The sequence below is a fragment of the Lutibacter agarilyticus genome (assembly GCF_900188235.1).
Taxonomy (GTDB): Bacteria; Bacteroidota; Bacteroidia; order Flavobacteriales; family Flavobacteriaceae; genus Lutibacter; species Lutibacter agarilyticus.
Window position 1 is genome coordinate 163464 of the sequence record NZ_FZNT01000008.1, and the last position, 17244, is coordinate 180707.

The following is a 17244-nucleotide window of genomic DNA, read 5'->3' on the forward strand; positions in this document are numbered from 1 at the left end:
TATAAATTTAACTATAATTATGCCAATTTTTTAATTGTTTAAAAACGTGACAACTTCAGCATAAAAATCAGCGGGATTTTCAGCGTGCAACCAATGTCCTGCATTTTTGACAGTCACAATACTTGCATTTGAAAAATGCGCTTCAATTAAAGGGGCTTCATTTTTGGTAATGTAGTTTGAATTTTCACCTCTTAAAAACAACGTTGGCCCGTTAAAATGCGTAAACGACGGTAAGGCTTCACCAACTTCACTATTATTTTCGGTTAAACTGTGAATATTAAAACGGTAGGCTAACTCGCCTTTTGTTTTCCAGTATACATTTTTTAATAAAAAATGTAATATTCCTGGCTCTTCAATATAAATTTTCAATACATCTTCAACTTTTTTTCTTGAATCTTGTATTGAAAAATTCACAGCGTTTAGTGCTGCTAAAATATGTTGATGGTGTGGCTTGTAATATTTAGGTGAAATATCAGCAACTACTAATTTATCAACCATTTCAGGATACGTTACAGCAAAAAGCATAACAACCTTACCTCCCATTGAATGGCCTAAAAGATGTACTTTTGATAAATTATGACTTTTAATATAATAGTGTAAATCTTCAACCAACAATTCGTAATCAAAATCGTCTGAATGAAAACTTCTTCCGTGATTTCGCTGATCAATTAAATGAACTTCAAAATTTTCTGCAAATTTATTTCCTAATCCGCGCCAGTTATCGCTCATACCAAAATACCCATGTAAAATAAGTAATGGCGCTCCGTTTCCTACAATTGTTGAATGTAAAACTTCCACTTTAATCTTTATGCTTTTAACTTATACTTGTACATATTTACTACGTTCTCCAAACCTAAATATAAAGATTCAGCAATAAGTGCATGCCCTATAGAAACTTCTAACAAGTTTGGAATATTTTGCGCAAAAAACTGAATATTATCCAAGCTTAAATCGTGCCCAGCGTTAATTCCTAAACCAAGCTCTGTAGCCAATATTGCACTTTCAGCATAAGGCTTTATAGCATCTTTATTTCCTAAAGCATATTGTGTTGCAAAATCTTCGGTGTACAATTCAATTCTATCAGCCCCCGTTGTTGCAGCAGCTTCAATTAATTTTAAATCGGTATCAATAAATACGGAAGTTCTAATTCCTTTCAATTTAAATTCAGCAATTACTTCTTTTAAAAAGTCTTGATGTTTTATAGTATCCCAACCTGCATTTGAAGTTACAGCGTTAATTGCATCAGGTACCAACGTTACTTGCGTTGGGCAAATTGCCAATACCATTTCCATAAATTTTGGAATCGGATTTCCTTCAATATTAAATTCTGTAGTAACACTCTTTTTTAAATCGTAAGCATCTTGATAACGAATATGACGTTCATCTGGCCTTGGATGAATGGTAATTCCTTCAGCTCCAAAACGCTCAATATCAGTAGAAACCTTAACTACATTGGGGAAATCTGCCCCTCGTGAATTACGCAATGTTGCAATTTTGTTTACATTAACACTTAACTTTGTCATTCTATAAATATTTAAAATTGAAATGAGTGCGCAAATTTACGAACTAAGAATATGTTTTTGGATTTATTTTTGATTAATTTGTAGTATAATAACAAACTATATGGAAACAGCTCCTTATATACTAAACGAATTTGAGGCTTTTAGTTTAGAAACCAGTGTTAATGAAGTGAAAACTTTTTTTAACGAAACTACCTATAGCCATTTTCCTATTGTTAAAGAAAATCATTTAATTGGTTTAATTTCTGAAACTGATATTGAAGGTATTGATGAAGATGAAAAAGAAATTGGCTATTTTCAATATTTATTCAACCTGTTTTCTACACACGTAACAACAAATATTTTAGAAATTATTACCACGTTTGCGTCAAACGAAACCAATATTGTACCTGTTATTGATACTCAAAAAAACTACATCGGGTATTTTGACTTAACTGATGTTTTACATGCATACAACGAAACGCCATTTTTAAAAAATAACGGCACCGTTATGGTTTTAGAAAAAGAAGTTAGAGGTTTTTCTTTTAGTGAAATCTGCCAAATTATAGAATCTAATGGTGGAAAAATACAAGGGCTTTTTATTTCTGAAAAAAATGAAACCACCGTAAAAATTACTGTTAAATTTGACTCTCAAGATGTAAACGAAATTTTACAATCTTTTAGACGCTATGAATATGAGATCATCTCAAGTCACGAAGAAGATTTTTATCTAGAAGATTTAAAAGAACGCTCAAAATACTTACAAAAATATTTAAACATTTAACTATGAAGGTTGCTATCTATGGTCAATATTACAAAGTTGATGATAAAATATATGTTGAAGAATTATTTCAGTTATTGCAAAAAAACAACATTGAGTTTGTAATTGAAGCGCATTTTTATAACCATTTCAAAAACAGCATAAAACTTAAAAACCCACAAACTTTTAACTCTTTTAAAGATTTAGACAGCTCTTTTCATTTTATGTTTACCATTGGTGGCGATGGTACAATTTTAAGAGCCGTAACCTATTTAAGAGATTCTAACATTCCTATTGTAGGAATTAACACAGGAAGACTAGGTTTTTTAGCAACGGTTAAAAAAGAAGAAATTGCATCTTCAATAGACTTGTTATTGAAAAAAGAATACATTACCAGGCAACGTTCTTTGTTAAGCATCAGCACTACATCAAAAAACGAAGATTTAAATAACTTAAATTTTGCCTTAAATGAAGTATCTGTAAGCAGAAATAACACCGCTTCAATGATTACCATAGAAACTTATTTAAATAATGAATACCTAACATCATACTGGGCAGATGGGTTAATTATTGCCACACCTACAGGTTCAACTGGCTACTCATTAAGTTGTGGCGGTCCCATAATTACGCCCGAAGCAAAAAGCTTTGTTTTAACACCAATAGCACCTCATAATTTAAACGCCAGACCACTTGTAATTCCTGATGAAACAACCATTAAATTTAAAGTCACAGGAAGAGAAGATAAGTTTTTTTTATCGTTAGATTCTAGAATTATCACCATTGAAAGTGGTACTGAAATCTCTATAAAGAAAGCCGATTTCAGTTTGAATATGATTGAAATTAATCAACAAACATTTATTAAAACATTACGCGAAAAATTACTTTGGGGACAAGACACACGTAATTAATAGTAATTTATTGATACTTAAAAACGTACTTGCAGCTCCTAACAATAATTTCATAAAAAAACAGTTTATCAAAAAAGACTTTGTTTAACTTCTAAATGCAAATAGATTTAATTATATTTGCTCGCAATTTTTTATATGAAAAAGTTAATAGTATTTATTTCATTCATCTGTATTACAACCACTTCCAAAGCTCAAATTAATGAAATTGGAATATTTGCTGGAGGAAGTAATTATGTTGGAGATATTGGACCAGAATACTATATAAACCCAAATAATTTTATGGGTGGAATTATTTATAAATGGAATGCAAATCCTAGAATGGCTTTAAGAGGAACTTTTACATACATAGAACTTTCATCAAATGATGCCAATGCTACCAATAATGCTAGAAAATTAAGAGGGCTTCGTTTTACAAATTCAGTAAAAGAATTAGCTGTTGGACTAGAATACAACTACTTTGATTACAACATAGACAATTATCAACAAAGTCAAACCCCATATATTTTGCTTGAAATTGCAGCTTTAAATTACAAAACTGTAACTCGTGAAATTTCACCAGAAGTATATGAATACGGTTCAAAAACTTCATTTGCTATTCCGTTTGGTGTTGGATATAAATTCGCAGTCGCTCGTCGTTTTGCAGTAGCATTTGAATTAAGAGCGACTTACACTTTTACTGATGAAATAGATTATAATTATTATGGAGAAGATTCAGACAGGATTCCTGCTTTAGAGTTTGGAAACCCAAATAACAACGATTGGTATATGTTAGCTGGCGTTTCATTTGTTTATACCTTCGGAAGACCTCCTTGCTACGCAACACCTTATTAATGAAAGACTTAAAAGATAGAATAAATAAAAACAGAGTTCCGAAACATGTAGCTATTATTATGGACGGAAATGGACGTTGGGCAAAACAACAAGGTAAAGCGCGTGTTTTTGGACATAAAAATGGTGTAACTTCCGTAAGAAAATCAATTGAAGCAGCAGCTGAAATTGGCATTCAATACTTAACATTATATGCTTTTTCAACAGAAAATTGGAACCGTCCAAAATTAGAAGTCAAAACATTAATGTCGTTATTAGTTTCTTCTTTAAAAAAAGAATTAAAAACACTTCAAAAAAACAACATCAAATTAAACGCCATTGGCAACCTTGAATATTTGCCTAAAAAAGCTCAAATTGAGCTTGCTGATGTAATTGAAAAAACCAAAAATAACAGCACTTTAACCTTAACATTGGCCTTAAACTACGGATCTCGTGAAGAAATTGTTAATGTTATCAAAAATATATCAAAAAAAGTTGTTAATAAACAATTAGACATAGAAGAAATTAGCGAAAAAATTATTAATAATCATTTATATACGTTTTCTTTGCCTGATGTTGATTTGATGATTCGCACAAGTGGCGAAAAAAGAATCAGCAATTTTTTATTGTGGCAAATAGCTTATGCAGAACTGTATTTTACAGATACACTTTGGCCAGATTTTAGAGAAGAAAATTTATATACAGCAATTATAGATTACCAAAACAGAGAACGACGGTTTGGAAAAACTAGTGAACAAATTGAAAAATTAAATGAATAAATTTAAGATAGCGCTCCTACTTTTGGTGGTTATTTTTACAACTTTTGCGCAAGCTCAAGAAGTAAAAAATGATACGCTAAAAGAGACTTCAGTAGAAAATAAAACTATAGCAAAAGACACTTTACAACCTAAAACCAAGGGACCCATAAATTTTGTTGAAGATACAAAATATGAATTGGGTGGTATTTCAGTAGTTGGGCTTAAAAAGTTTGAAGAGCAAACCGTAAAAGTTTTTACAGGGCTAAAAGTGGGTATGGAACTTAAAATACCAGGAGACAAACTTACAAGTGCAATAAAAAAATTATACGAAACCAATCAATTTAGTAAAATTGATGTATACATTTCTAAAATTGATGGCAATACAGCTTATTTAGAATTTGATGTTTTAGAATTACCTCAACTTAGTCAAATAACTATTCAAGGTGTTAAAAAAAGCAAAGAAAAAGAACTTAAAAAAGACGCTGAGCTAAAAGTGGGTACTATGGTAACAGACAATTTAATTGTTACCACTAAAAACTACATCAAAAAAACATACCAAGACAAAGGATATTTAAATGCAAAAGTGACTTTAGACACTAAAGCTGACACCTCAAATGTAAACTCTGTAAAAATGCTTATTAGAGTAGACAAGGGTGAAAAAGTGAAAATTAAAAACATAAATTTCATTGGAACTGAAGCTTTAAGTGACAAAATACTTAAAGGTTCAATGAAAAACACAAAACAAAAAATGTTTGGTCGTATTTGGAAAGGTTCAAAATATATTGAAGCTGATTATAAAGAAGATCTTGAAAAACTGGTTTCAACCTACAGCAAAAAAGGATACCGTGATGCCAGAGTTTTAGATAAAACAATTACTTGGAATGATGACAACACTATAAACCTAAACATTAATGTTGAAGAAGGTAATAAATATTACTTTGGAGACATCAAATTCTTAGGAAATAGCAAATATACCAACGAGCAATTACAAGGTATGTTGCGAATTCAAAAAGGGGATACTTACAACGGAATTCTTTTAAAAGAACGTGTTACAGGAGACGGCACACCAGACTCGCAAGATATTGCTACTTTGTACCAAGACAACGGATACCTATTTTCTAGAGTAATGCCTGTTGAAACTAAAATTAGTAACGACTCAATTGATGTTGAAATTAGAATTTACGAAGATGAACCTACCAAAATTAATAAAGTAACTATTAATGGTAACGACCGTACAAATGACCACGTAGTTTATAGAGAAATTAGAACAAGACCTGGTTATTTATATAGTAAAAGTCAAATTATTAGAACTATTAGAGAAATTGGTCAGTTAGGATTTTTTGATGCTGAAACAATTACACCTGATATTAAGCCTAACTATACGGATAAAACCGTAGATATTGATTATACAATTGCCGAAAAAGGGGCAAGTCAAATTGAATTGCAAGGTGGTTACGGTGGTGGCTCTTTTATAGGTACTATCGGTTTGTCGTTTAATAACTTTTCAATTAGAAATATTTTCAACGGAAAGGCTTACAAACCATTACCAATGGGTGACGGGCAAACACTTTCATTACGTTTACAAAAAAGTAGATATTATACTACGGGAAGTTTTTCTTTTGTTGAACCTTGGTTAGGAGGTAAAAAACCACAATCACTTTCACTTTCAGTCTATTATTCTGGTCAATATCGTTACAACTATGCTACAAATAATGTAGATAAGGATCAACGATTAAACATCCTTGGAGCAAGTGCCGGAATTGGAAGAAGGTTAACATGGCCAGATGATAACTTCTCACTTTCACAGAGCATCAGTTATCAATTATACGATTTAAAAGATTATCCTATATCAACTTTTAGTTTTGAAACAGGAAAATCAAACAACTTGGCATACAACATTACATTTTCAAGAAATTCATCAGGTCCAAACCCAATTTTCCCAAAAACAGGTTCTGAATTTGCAATCACAGGAAAATTTACGTTGCCTTGGTCTTTAATGAATAATAAAGATTACTCAACCTTAACTGACCAAGAAAAGTACAGATGGCTAGAATATTACAAAGCTAGTTTTACTGGAAAATGGTACACTTCAATTTACAAAGATTTAATATTAATGACCAATGCTGAATTTGGTTTCTTAGGAAGATATAACAAAGAATTAGGTTATTCACCTTTTGAAAGATATTTTGTTGGGGGTGACGGAATGGCTTCATACCAATTAGATGGAAGAACCACAGTAGCTTTAAGAGGTTATGAAAACGGTCAAATTTCATCAGTATTAGGTGGAACCATTTACAATAAATTTCAAATGGAACTTAGATATCCAATTACTTTAAAACCATCAGCATCTATTTATGCTTTAGGATTTTTAGAGGCTGGTAATGCTTATGATGGCTTTGAAGAATTGAGCCCTTTTAACCTAAAAAGATCTGCAGGACTTGGGCTTAGAGTATTTATGCCTGCGTTTGGATTATTAGGTATTGATTTTGCTTATGGATTTGACCCAGCAACTGGACAAGTTCAAAAATCAGGATGGCAAACTCATTTTGTTATTGGGCAACAATTTTAAACTAAATCAGTTATATTTGTAATTAAAATTTTAAAGTGGCACGATTATTTCTAAATACTTATTTGTAATGACCAAAAAAGTTGTTTTATTTGCGTTTATTCTGCTAAGCATACAAGTGATAGCACAAAAACCTCAAAGGTTCGGATATATTGATATGGAATATATATTAGAAAATATTCCTGAATATACAGAAGCTGAGACCAGAATTAATGCGAAAGCACTTACTTGGCAGCGCACTATTGATAAAAAACAATCTGAAATAGATGGTTTAAAAGCCGATTTAAGAAATGAAAAAGTTCTTTTAACACAAGAGTTAATTGAAGAAAAAGAAGAAGATATAACTATTAAAGAATTAGATTTAAAAAAATTACAAGCAGCCTACTTTGGAACCAATGGAGATTTGTTCTTTTTAAGAAAGCAACTTGTTAAACCAATTCAAGATTTAGTTTACAATGCCGTTCAAGAAATTGCAGTTAAAAGAAAATATGATTTTATATTAGATAAATCAACAGCATTGGTAATGCTCTATACAAATAAACAATACGATATTAGTGATTTAGTGCTAACAAGTATTAGTAGAGTTAAAAAGATTGAAGAAGCAACTGACAAAAAAAATAAAAAAAACGCTGCAACAGTAACAAAAGAAGCTCCAGTTTTAAGCGAAGAAGCTCAAAATAAGATTGATGAAAAGGAGCAAAAAAGAGCTGAAATGAAGCAAAAGATGGAAGCTAAAAGAGCTGAACAACTTAAAAAAAGAGAAGCTTTACTTAAAGCTAATGAAGAAAAAAAACAACAACGAATAAAAGAAATAGAAGAATCAAAAAAACAAACCGAATAAAATAAGAATAATTAATTTAAAAATAAGAACAAAAAAGATGAAACAATTTAAAACGTTATTAATAGTTGCAGTTATTGCTTTGGGTTTTAATACAATGAATGCACAATCTAAAGTTGCTCACATTAACTTCATGGAATTAGTAAGTTTAATGCCAGAAGCTAAAGCGATGCAAGCTGATTTAGAAAAATTATCTAAAACTTATCAGGATGAATTAAAAGCTGAAAATGATAAATTAGAAGCTAAATTAAAAAGATACGATGCTGAGGCTGCTTCACAAACTAACGAAGTAAATCAACAAAGAGTTGCTGAAGTTCAACAAGATCAACAAAAATTACAATTAGCAGGTCAACAAGCTCAAAAAGATATTACGAATCAAGAAACTGAGCTAATGAAACCTATTGTTGAAAAAGCAAGAGAAGCTATTGAAGCTGTTGCAACTGAACAAGGTTTTGACTATGTTTTAGGTGCTCAAACTTTAGTGGTAGCAAAAGGAAAAGACTTATTGCCTTTAGTAAAAGCTAAGTTAGGTATTCAATAAAACAAAAATACTTTTAAAAAAAATCTCGCTTAGGCGGGATTTTTTTTACTTTTATTCTAATGAAAAATCAACAAGCTATTGGTCTCTTTGATTCAGGTATTGGCGGCACTTCAATATGGAAAGAAGTTGTTAAAATATTACCTAATGAACACACCATTTACTTAGCCGATAGTAAAAATGCTCCTTACGGTCAAAAAACCTCAGATCAAATTATTGAACTGAGTGTAAAAAACACAGAACTATTAATTTCAAAAGGATGCAAATTAATAATTGTTGCTTGCAATACGGCTACAACAAACGCTATAGATTATTTAAGATCACATTACAACATTCCTTTTATTGGTATTGAGCCTGCTATAAAGCCTGCTGCTCTTTTTAGTAAAACAGAGGCCATTGGTATATTAGCTACAAAAGGGACGCTTACAAGCAAGCTTTTTGAAAAAACAGCGAATGAATATACCAAAAATATTACTACTATTGAACAAGATGGAGAAGGCTTGGTTGAATTGATTGAAGACGGAAAATTAAACAGCCCTGAAACACAACAATTATTAACCAATTATTTATCGCCCATGTTACAATTTAACATAGACCATTTGGTTTTAGGTTGTACACATTATCCATACTTGATTCCTCAAATTAAAGAAATTGTAGGTCCACTCGTTCACATTATTGATTCAGGCGAAGCTGCAGCTAGACAAACAAAAGCTGTATTAGAAAAACACCATTTATTAAATGACGTTTTAAATGAACCAACGCATCAATTTTATACAAATACTAAAAAACTAGTGTTAGAAAATATGTTGAAAAGCGCTAAAGCTAATGTGCTAGTTAATGAGTTGGACTTTTAAAGAATATTCTAAACTAATAGCAACAAATTTAAATACAATTAATTCTGAACTAATAAAAAACAAACCTAACAAATTTTTGAAGTCTGTTAGGTTTATAGATTGTAACTTTTTGCGTTAAGGATTGAAGTGGTATCCTTTTGCATGGCAAAAGATTTAACGGAAAGCCTGGCCGAAGGCAACGCCCTAAACCTACTTATACCAACCTGAATATTTTACATAGTTGTTAGCTATTCTATCAATTTCTCCTGAAATTAATTCTTGGCTAATATCTTTCACTTTTTTAGCAGGAATACCGCCGTAAATAGTTCCAGACGGCACATGTGTACCTTTTGTAACCACTGCACCAGCTGCTATAATAGAGTTACTTTCAATTACACAATCGTCCATAACAATAGATCCCATACCTATTAATACATTGTCGTGAATGGTACAACCATGCACCATTGCATTGTGACCAATAGATACATTATTACCAATGTTTGTTGGGTGTTTTTGATATGTGGCATGGATAACCGCTCCGTCTTGAACATTTACTTTGTTACCCATTTTTATGTAGTGTACATCTCCCCTAATTACGGCATTGTACCAAATACTACATTGTGCCCCCATTTCAACTTCTCCAATAATAACGGCATTTTCAGCAATAAAGCAATCGTCACCAAATTTTGGAACGTTTCCGTTCAATTCTTTAATAATCATAATAAAATAATTTTGAAATAATTAAAAGGCATAATTAATATTAGGACAACCACTGTTTCTTGGCGTTCTACAACCAAAGTTATAGCCCAATGTTAGTTGGTTATAACCTGCATCGTCAAACAAAATTTCTCCTGTTTGTTTGGTGTAGGTGTAAGAAACCATGAAGTTCTTATAATTAATACCTATTATAGGTGTAAAATATTGTAATTCTTGAGGCAGAGCATTGTCGAAACCTTGGCGGTATGAAAAAGCTGCCCAAAGTTGAGCATCGCCTATATTTTTATAAATCTTAAAGTTGAAATCAACAAATTTCTCACCTGTACGTTCAACAATTTGCCCCATTATTGAAGGTTCAAATTGAAGACCTTTTTTTTCACCAAAATAGTACCCAGCAGTAAACAAATAGCGTCTTAGATTTAAAGATTCATAAAAACTATCGTATAAATTTCTAGCACTTAGCACAATGTTTTTAGCCGTAAAATAAGTAAACAACCCTTTGTAATGGTATGCCATACTAAAATCGGCATTGAAATAAGCTTCACTTTGAACTATTTGAGAAATTACAGGATCATAAATTGTAAATGAGCTTTCATCAACGGTATTATTAACTGCCATTAGACCCAATCCGAATGATAATTGATTGGCATCATCAGCCCTACCCATATTGATATGATAAGCAAAAACTGCCTCAAAACCTTGTTGTGCATGGTATCCGTTTTTATCATTAAATAAAACAACACCCGCACCAATATTATCTCCAAATCTTGTATGCGCTGTTAAAGTTTGTAGAGAAGGCGCATCTGCTACTCCACTCCACTGGTTACGTGCTGTAAACCTAATTTTACTACAATTTCCTATACCTGCTGCAGAAGGATGTACCAAAAAAACATTGTCTGAAAGATAATCGGAATAAACAGGTAATGTTTCTTGTGCTTTTATTGTAAAAGGTACAATAAATAGCAAACAGCTAATAAGAGTATTAAATAATTTCATTCCTTTAAAATAGAATTTCAAATATATAATTTTTTAAGCTATTATTTTCATGCATTATCTTAATATTAACAATGATTTTAAAATAAAGACAGTACTTTACTTTTTTGTTCCTTGTTGCCACCTATAAAAAGTTGAATCTTCATAAAAGAAAGCACTTTTAATAAGGTTGTAAACCTGTAATCTTTTTTTGAATTTCCTGTACACAACACACTATTAATAGCAGTTTTACTTAATTGCGTACCTAACATAATTTCACTTTTTTTAATACCATTCATTTCCATTTTTTCATGAATAATTACAGCTATTTCTCGCCTATTTGTAACCTCACTTAAGTTTATTGAAACCATAAATTAGAATTAAAAAAAGTATTACCCTCTAATTTACAGAATTTTAACAAAACGAATAGAGATAAAATTAAAAAGTTGTTAAATTTCATTAAGAATTTAAACTACAAATAACAATTAAATTTTAAAATGATATATTTGTTTTATATTATGAACGAATTTTTGAAAAAAATTACTGCTTTTTTAATGGCTTTTGTAGTCCTTTTTTCTACAATGTCATTTACCATTAGTGAACACTATTGCGGTGATCACTTGGTTGATAGTGCCTTGTTTTCAAAAGCTGCATCTTGTGGAATGGAACTAGATAAACCCGGCCCTACTAAAGATTGTAATGTTCAAAAAAAGAATTGTTGTAGTGATATTGTAAAACAGTTTGAAGGTCAAAGTGAGTTAAAAACTAACGTAACACCTATAAACTTAGAGCAACAGTTTTTTATTGCTTCATATATTTATTCATATATAAATTTGTTTGAAGGATTAGCTAACAATGTAATTCCTTTTAAACATTATACGCCCCCCTTACTTTTCAAAGATATTCAAGTTCTTGATGCTGTTTTTTTAATTTGATTTTAAATTTTTAGAATTCAACCCCCAATTAGCAACCGTTAATATGGGCATATTTCTGTATTTATATTTTTTAAATACATATTTCTAAACATTTAAATATCAACACCATGCTAAACAAAAGCATTCAATTTCTAATAAAAAATAAATTAGTTGCCGTATTATTATTAGCCTTGTTTTTAGGCTGGGGAATAGCTACAGCTCCTTTTGATTGGGATACTGGAAACTTTCCTAGAAATCCGGTAGCAGTTGATGCTATTCCTGATATTGGCGAAAATCAACAAATTGTTTTCACCAAGTGGAGCGGTCGCTCACCTCAAGACATTGAAGATCAAATTACGTATCCGTTAACCACATCATTATTGGGAATTCCTGGTGTTAAAACCATTCGAAGTTCATCAATGTTTGGATTTTCAAGTATTTATATCATTTTTGAAGAAGATATTGAATTTTACTGGAGCCGAAGTCGTATTCTTGAAAAACTAAATTCACTACCAAACGGCTTATTACCTTTAGAAGTGCAACCTACTTTAGGACCCGACGCCACAGGTTTAGGGCAAATATTTTGGTACACATTAGAAGGAAGAGACAAAGAAGGAAATGTTACAGGTGGTTGGGATTTACAAGAACTGCGAAGCATACAAGATTACTATGTAAAATATGCACTTTCATCTGCTAATGGTGTTTCTGAAGTGGCTTCCATTGGTGGTTTTGTAAAAGAATATCAAATAGATGTAAATCCTGAGGTTTTAAAACAATACGGTATTTCTTTACAGCAAGTTGTAAATGCAGTTAGAAATTCTAATAAAGAGATTGGCGCTAAAACTATTGAAATTAATCAAGTAGAATATTTAGTACGTGGTTTAGGTTATATAAAATCTGTTGAAGATATTGAAAACTCCGTAGTAACTTCAAAAGATTTTACATCTATTTTAATAAAAGATATTGCCAATGTTACTTTAGGTCCTGCTGAACGCAGGGGCATTTTAGACAAGGAAGGTGCTGAAGTTGTTGGTGGTGTTGTAGTTGCTCGTTATGGCGCAAATCCAATGGAAGTAATTAATAATGTAAAAAAACAAATTACTGAAACTAGTGCCGGATTACCTTCAAAAGTGCTAAAAGATGGAAGAACTTCACAATTAACTATTATTCCTTTTTATGACAGAACTGAACTAATTCAAGAAACATTAAACACCTTAAATGAAGCTTTAACGTTAGAAATACTCATTACAATATTGGTCATTATTGTAATGGTTTTTAATTTAAGAGCATCAGTATTAATCTCTGGATTACTACCAATTGCCATTTTAATGGTATTTATTGCGATGAGAATTTTTAATGTAGATGCCAATATTGTTGCCTTATCAGGTATTGCAATCGCCATTGGAACTATGGTTGATGTTGGTGTTATTTTATCTGAAAATATGATTCGGCATCTTGATGAAAACGCTGAAAAACTACCTATAAATACCGTAATTTTTAACGCAACTAAAGAAGTTTCAGGAGCTATTACCACTGCTGTAATGACAACCATTATTAGTTTTATTCCTGTTTTTACAATGATTGGTGCTGAAGGAAAACTATTTCGACCTCTAGCATTTACCAAAACAATGGCTTTAACAGCTTCATTAATGGTAGCGTTATTTTTAATTCCGCCTTTTGCTGCTTGGTTGTTTGGGTGGAAATCTCCATTTAAAAAAGGAAAACTTTTTGGAAGTATCTTTTTAATTATTTTGGGAATTGCGGGACTCGTAAGTGGCTACACCATTGCCTTTTTATTCATTGCTTTTGGCTGTGTAGGGATTTTAAAAAGTCGTGAAATTATTTCCGAAGAAAAATCAAACTTTATAAACATTGTAATTTCTGCCCTAACAATTATAACTCTTTTAAGTAGGTATTGGAGGCCTTTAGGTGTAGACAATTCTATTTTTAACAACCTTATTTTTGTTAGTATTATTTGCTTTGGATTGTTGGGTGTTTTTACATTATTTAGAAAGTATTATGTTAAAATACTACAATGGGCATTGGCAAACAAACTGTTGTTTTTAAGCATTCCAACCATTATAATTATAGCTGGTATTAGCATTTGGAAAAATACTGGCAAAGAATTTATGCCTACTTTAAATGAAGGTTCCTTTTTACTAATGCCAACTTCTATGCCGCATTCAGGAATTGCAGAAAACAAACGTGTGCTACAACAATTAGATATGGCTGTAGCCACTATCCCTGAAATTAAAACAGTGGTTGGAAAAGCAGGAAGAACTGAAAGCGCTTTAGACCCTGCTCCGCTCTCAATGTATGAAAATATTATTAGTTACAAACCCGAATATAAACTAAACAAAGATGGAAAAAGGTTAAAATTTAAAGTGAATAATAATGGATTGTTTGAAACAATTTCAGGAAAATTTATTGCTTCAGGAACCAAAATTGACACCAAAAATTTGATTGAAGACACAAATGGTGAATTCTACCGAAACTGGCGCAAAAGCATTAAAACTGAAAACGATATTTGGAATGAAATTGTTCGAGTTACAAAACTTCCAGGTGTAACTTCAGCTCCAAAATTACAGCCTATTGAAACGCGTTTGGTAATGCTTCAAACAGGAATGCGCGCTCCAATGGGCATAAAAATAAAAGGGCAAAATTTAACTGAGATTGAAGCTTTTGGCTTGGAATTAGAAACTGTTTTGAAAGAAATTCCTACCATTAAAAAAGAGGCCGTTTTTGCCGATAGAATTGTTGGAAAACCTTATTTACTCATTGACATTGATAGAGCAAAATTAAGTCATTACGGACTAAACATTAACACTGTTCAAAATGTTTTAGAAGTTGCCATTGGCGGAAAACTAATTTCACAAACAGTTGAAGGTCGTGAGCGTTATGGAATTAGAGTTCGGTATCCAAGAGAAAAACGTACCAATCCCGAAGATTTAAAAAAGATATATGTTCCTACTGCTAATGGTAATTCAATTCCACTAGCTGAATTGGTAAGCATCAACTATGAACAAGGTCCGCAAGTAATAAAAAGTGAAGATACTTTTTTAGTAGGTTACGTACTTTTTGATAAAATTGATGGAGCAGCCGAAGTAACGGTTGTTGAAAATGCACAAAAAATTATTCAAGAAAAAATTAATAACGGTGAACTAATTGTACCAAAAGGCATTAATTATCAGTTCACCGGAACTTATGAAAACCAACTTAGGGCCGAAAAAATACTTGCTGTTGTTGTGCCTTTAGCCTTGTTAATTATCTTTTTAATTTTATATTTTCAATTTAAATCGGTTGCTACTTCATTTATGGTTTTTACTGGAATTGCAGTTGCTTTTGCTGGTGGTTTTATTATGATTTGGTTGTATGGAGAATCGTGGTTTTTAAATTTTGATGTCTTTGGCGTAAATCTTCGAACATTATTTCAAATGCACCCTATTAATTTAAGTGTTGCTGTTTGGGTTGGTTTTATTGCCTTATTTGGTATTGCTACTGATGATGGCGTTGTAATGGCAACCTACTTAACACAAACTTTTAATAAAAATAAGCCAAAAACAAAGCAAGATATAAGAGCTTCAATTGTAGAAGCTGGTGAAAAAAGAATTCGACCTTGTTTAATGACAACCGCTACAACAATACTAGCATTGTTACCCGTACTAACATCTACAGGAAGAGGTTCTGATATTATGATTCCAATGGCAATACCAAGTTTTGGAGGTATGCTAATAGCCCTAATTACACTTTTTGTAGTTCCTGTTTTATTTAGTTGGAAACAAGAATTGGAAATTAAAAAACAACTTGAGATTTCCTCCAATGTATGAATCACAAAAAAATAAAATATGCGTCATTCTGAACTTGATTCAGAATCTTATCTAAATACTAACAAAATTTTAAAACAATGAAAACTAACTATAGTATAACATTCATAAGCCTTATTGTAATTTGTAGTTTTAGCAACGCACAATCCTTAGACGATTATTTAAAAATTGCTACTAAAAACAGTCCGCATTTACAATCAATACACTACAATTACGAAAGTGATTTAGAAAAAATAAACGAGCTAGGAAGCATTCAAAACACATCTATTGGTGTAGGGTATTTTGTGTCGCCTGTTGAAACAAGAGTTGGTGCACAAAAAGCAAAATTCAGTATTTCTCAAAATTTGCCTTGGTTTGGTACATTAAACACAAAACAAGAAGGCGCAGCCTTAAAAGCTAATGCAACTTTGAATGAATTTGACATGGCTAAACGCACCTTATTTTTACAAATAAAAACAACGTATTATCAACTTTACGAATTAAAATCAAAGGAAAATATTATAACTGAACATCTTAAATTATTAACAAGCTTTGAAGAACTTGCTTTAAGCGAATTGGAAAACAATCGTTCAACTATGGTTGATGTACTAAAAATTAGAATTGAAAAGAATGAACTTACAAATTCTTTAAACACTATTCAAGAGAATTTTAAGGCGAAACAAATTACGTTTAACTTATTATTAAACAGAAATAAAAACTCCGAAATTACAATTACTAAAAACATATCAATTAATACTTCTGAAGCTATTTTTTCTAAAGAAGCTATTTCTACAAATCCTAAACTTTTACAACTACAAAATTTAAAAGCGTCGTTAAAAAAAGAAGAACTAGCTACCAAAAAAGAAGGGTTACCAACCGTTGGTATTGGACTAGATTATGTTATTGTTGAAGAGCGACCTGCACCAAATATAGCAGATAATGGAAAGGATATTTTTATGCCTATGGTTTCGGTTTCCATTCCTTTATTTTCAAACAAATACCGTTCAAAACAAAAACAATTTCAATTAGATCAAAAAGCTATAGTTGCCACTTCAATAAATACAACTAATGAATTAACAACGCTATTTGAAACTTCAGAAAGTGCTATAAAAACAGCTAGAACTTCCATACTTACTCAAACCCAAAACATTGCTGAAACCGAACGCATTAAAACACTTTTATTAGCAGCTTATGAAACATCAAGCATAGATTTTAAACAACTACTTGAAATTCAACAAATGAAACTAAAATTTGAATTTAAAAAAGTAGGTTCAGAAAAAGAATATGCCATTCAAAAATCAACATTAGAATTTTTAACAACAACAAACTAA

General features: G+C 31.2%; 16 protein-coding genes. 11 read left to right on the plus strand and 5 right to left on the minus strand.

Translation table 11 applies throughout. From position 1 onward, the window contains the following. Positions 1 to 30: 30 nt before the first annotated feature. Positions 31 to 798, minus strand: a complete 768-nt coding sequence (locus tag CHB67_RS13620) for an alpha/beta fold hydrolase (protein WP_089382338.1) — start codon at positions 796 to 798, stop codon at positions 31 to 33. An 8-nt stretch (positions 799 to 806) separates the two neighbouring features. Next, positions 807 to 1523 (minus strand): pyridoxine 5'-phosphate synthase, encoded by a 717-nt coding sequence (locus CHB67_RS13625; RefSeq protein ID WP_089382339.1) that lies wholly within the window; start codon positions 1521 to 1523, stop codon positions 807 to 809. Between the two features lie 100 nt (positions 1524 to 1623). On the opposite strand from CHB67_RS13625, the gene CHB67_RS13630 reads away from it, so the two are divergent. The 8 genes from CHB67_RS13630 to murI all read left to right on the plus strand — a co-directional run bounded on the left by CHB67_RS13630 (position 1624) and on the right by murI (position 9528). Further along, the gene (locus tag CHB67_RS13630; RefSeq protein ID WP_089382340.1) at positions 1624 to 2283 is read left to right on the plus strand and encodes a CBS domain-containing protein; all 660 of its coding nucleotides are present in this window, start codon (positions 1624 to 1626) and stop codon (positions 2281 to 2283) included. A gap of 2 nt (positions 2284 to 2285) precedes the next feature. Further along, positions 2286 to 3167: an NAD kinase gene (locus CHB67_RS13635; protein ID WP_089382341.1), complete on the plus strand. Its 882-nt coding sequence runs from the start codon at positions 2286 to 2288 to the stop codon at positions 3165 to 3167. A gap of 135 nt (positions 3168 to 3302) precedes the next feature. After that, on the plus strand, positions 3303 to 3998 hold the full coding sequence (gene porG, locus CHB67_RS13640; RefSeq protein WP_089382342.1) for a type IX secretion system protein PorG: 696 nt from the start codon (positions 3303 to 3305) through the stop codon (positions 3996 to 3998). Next, positions 3998 to 4753 (plus strand): isoprenyl transferase, encoded by a 756-nt coding sequence (locus CHB67_RS13645; RefSeq protein ID WP_089382343.1) that lies wholly within the window; start codon positions 3998 to 4000, stop codon positions 4751 to 4753. Before porG ends, CHB67_RS13645 begins: the two co-directional genes overlap by 1 nt. Next, positions 4746 to 7301, plus strand: coding sequence for an outer membrane protein assembly factor BamA (gene bamA / locus CHB67_RS13650; protein WP_089382344.1), 2556 nt, complete (start codon positions 4746 to 4748; stop codon positions 7299 to 7301). Before CHB67_RS13645 ends, bamA begins: the two co-directional genes overlap by 8 nt. A 67-nt stretch (positions 7302 to 7368) precedes the next feature. Next, positions 7369 to 8139 (plus strand): OmpH family outer membrane protein, encoded by a 771-nt coding sequence (locus CHB67_RS13655; RefSeq protein WP_089382345.1) that lies wholly within the window; start codon positions 7369 to 7371, stop codon positions 8137 to 8139. A gap of 37 nt (positions 8140 to 8176) precedes the next feature. Next, the gene (locus CHB67_RS13660; protein ID WP_089382346.1) at positions 8177 to 8677 is read left to right on the plus strand and encodes an OmpH family outer membrane protein; all 501 of its coding nucleotides are present in this window, start codon (positions 8177 to 8179) and stop codon (positions 8675 to 8677) included. Positions 8678 to 8736: 59 nt separating this feature from the next. Then, positions 8737 to 9528, plus strand: a complete 792-nt coding sequence (murI, locus tag CHB67_RS13665) for a glutamate racemase (RefSeq protein WP_089382347.1) — start codon at positions 8737 to 8739, stop codon at positions 9526 to 9528. Between the two features lie 189 nt (positions 9529 to 9717). On the opposite strand, the gene CHB67_RS13670 is transcribed toward murI, so the two are convergent. The 3 genes from CHB67_RS13670 to CHB67_RS13680 form a co-directional block, all read right to left on the minus strand. Beyond that, a complete protein-coding gene (locus CHB67_RS13670) occupies positions 9718 to 10227 on the minus strand; it encodes a gamma carbonic anhydrase family protein (protein WP_089382348.1) in 510 nt (169 codons plus the stop codon). A gap of 21 nt (positions 10228 to 10248) precedes the next feature. Beyond that, positions 10249 to 11220: a PorP/SprF family type IX secretion system membrane protein gene (locus CHB67_RS13675; RefSeq protein WP_089382349.1), complete on the minus strand. Its 972-nt coding sequence runs from the start codon at positions 11218 to 11220 to the stop codon at positions 10249 to 10251. Between the two features lie 77 nt (positions 11221 to 11297). Beyond that, a complete protein-coding gene (locus tag CHB67_RS13680) occupies positions 11298 to 11567 on the minus strand; it encodes a hypothetical protein (RefSeq protein WP_089382350.1) in 270 nt (89 codons plus the stop codon). A 147-nt stretch (positions 11568 to 11714) separates the two neighbouring features. Here CHB67_RS13680 and CHB67_RS13685 point away from each other — a divergent pair, with 147 nt between their 5' ends. The 3 genes from CHB67_RS13685 (at position 11715) to CHB67_RS13695 (ending at position 17244) form a co-directional block, all read left to right on the plus strand. Beyond that, positions 11715 to 12131, plus strand: coding sequence for an HYC_CC_PP family protein (locus tag CHB67_RS13685; protein WP_245813548.1), 417 nt, complete (start codon positions 11715 to 11717; stop codon positions 12129 to 12131). A gap of 107 nt (positions 12132 to 12238) precedes the next feature. Further along, positions 12239 to 15937, plus strand: a complete 3699-nt coding sequence (locus CHB67_RS13690) for an efflux RND transporter permease subunit (protein ID WP_089382351.1) — start codon at positions 12239 to 12241, stop codon at positions 15935 to 15937. Positions 15938 to 16014: 77 nt separating this feature from the next. Continuing rightward, entirely contained in the window at positions 16015 to 17244 is a 1230-nt protein-coding gene (locus CHB67_RS13695; RefSeq protein ID WP_089382352.1) for a TolC family protein, read from the plus strand.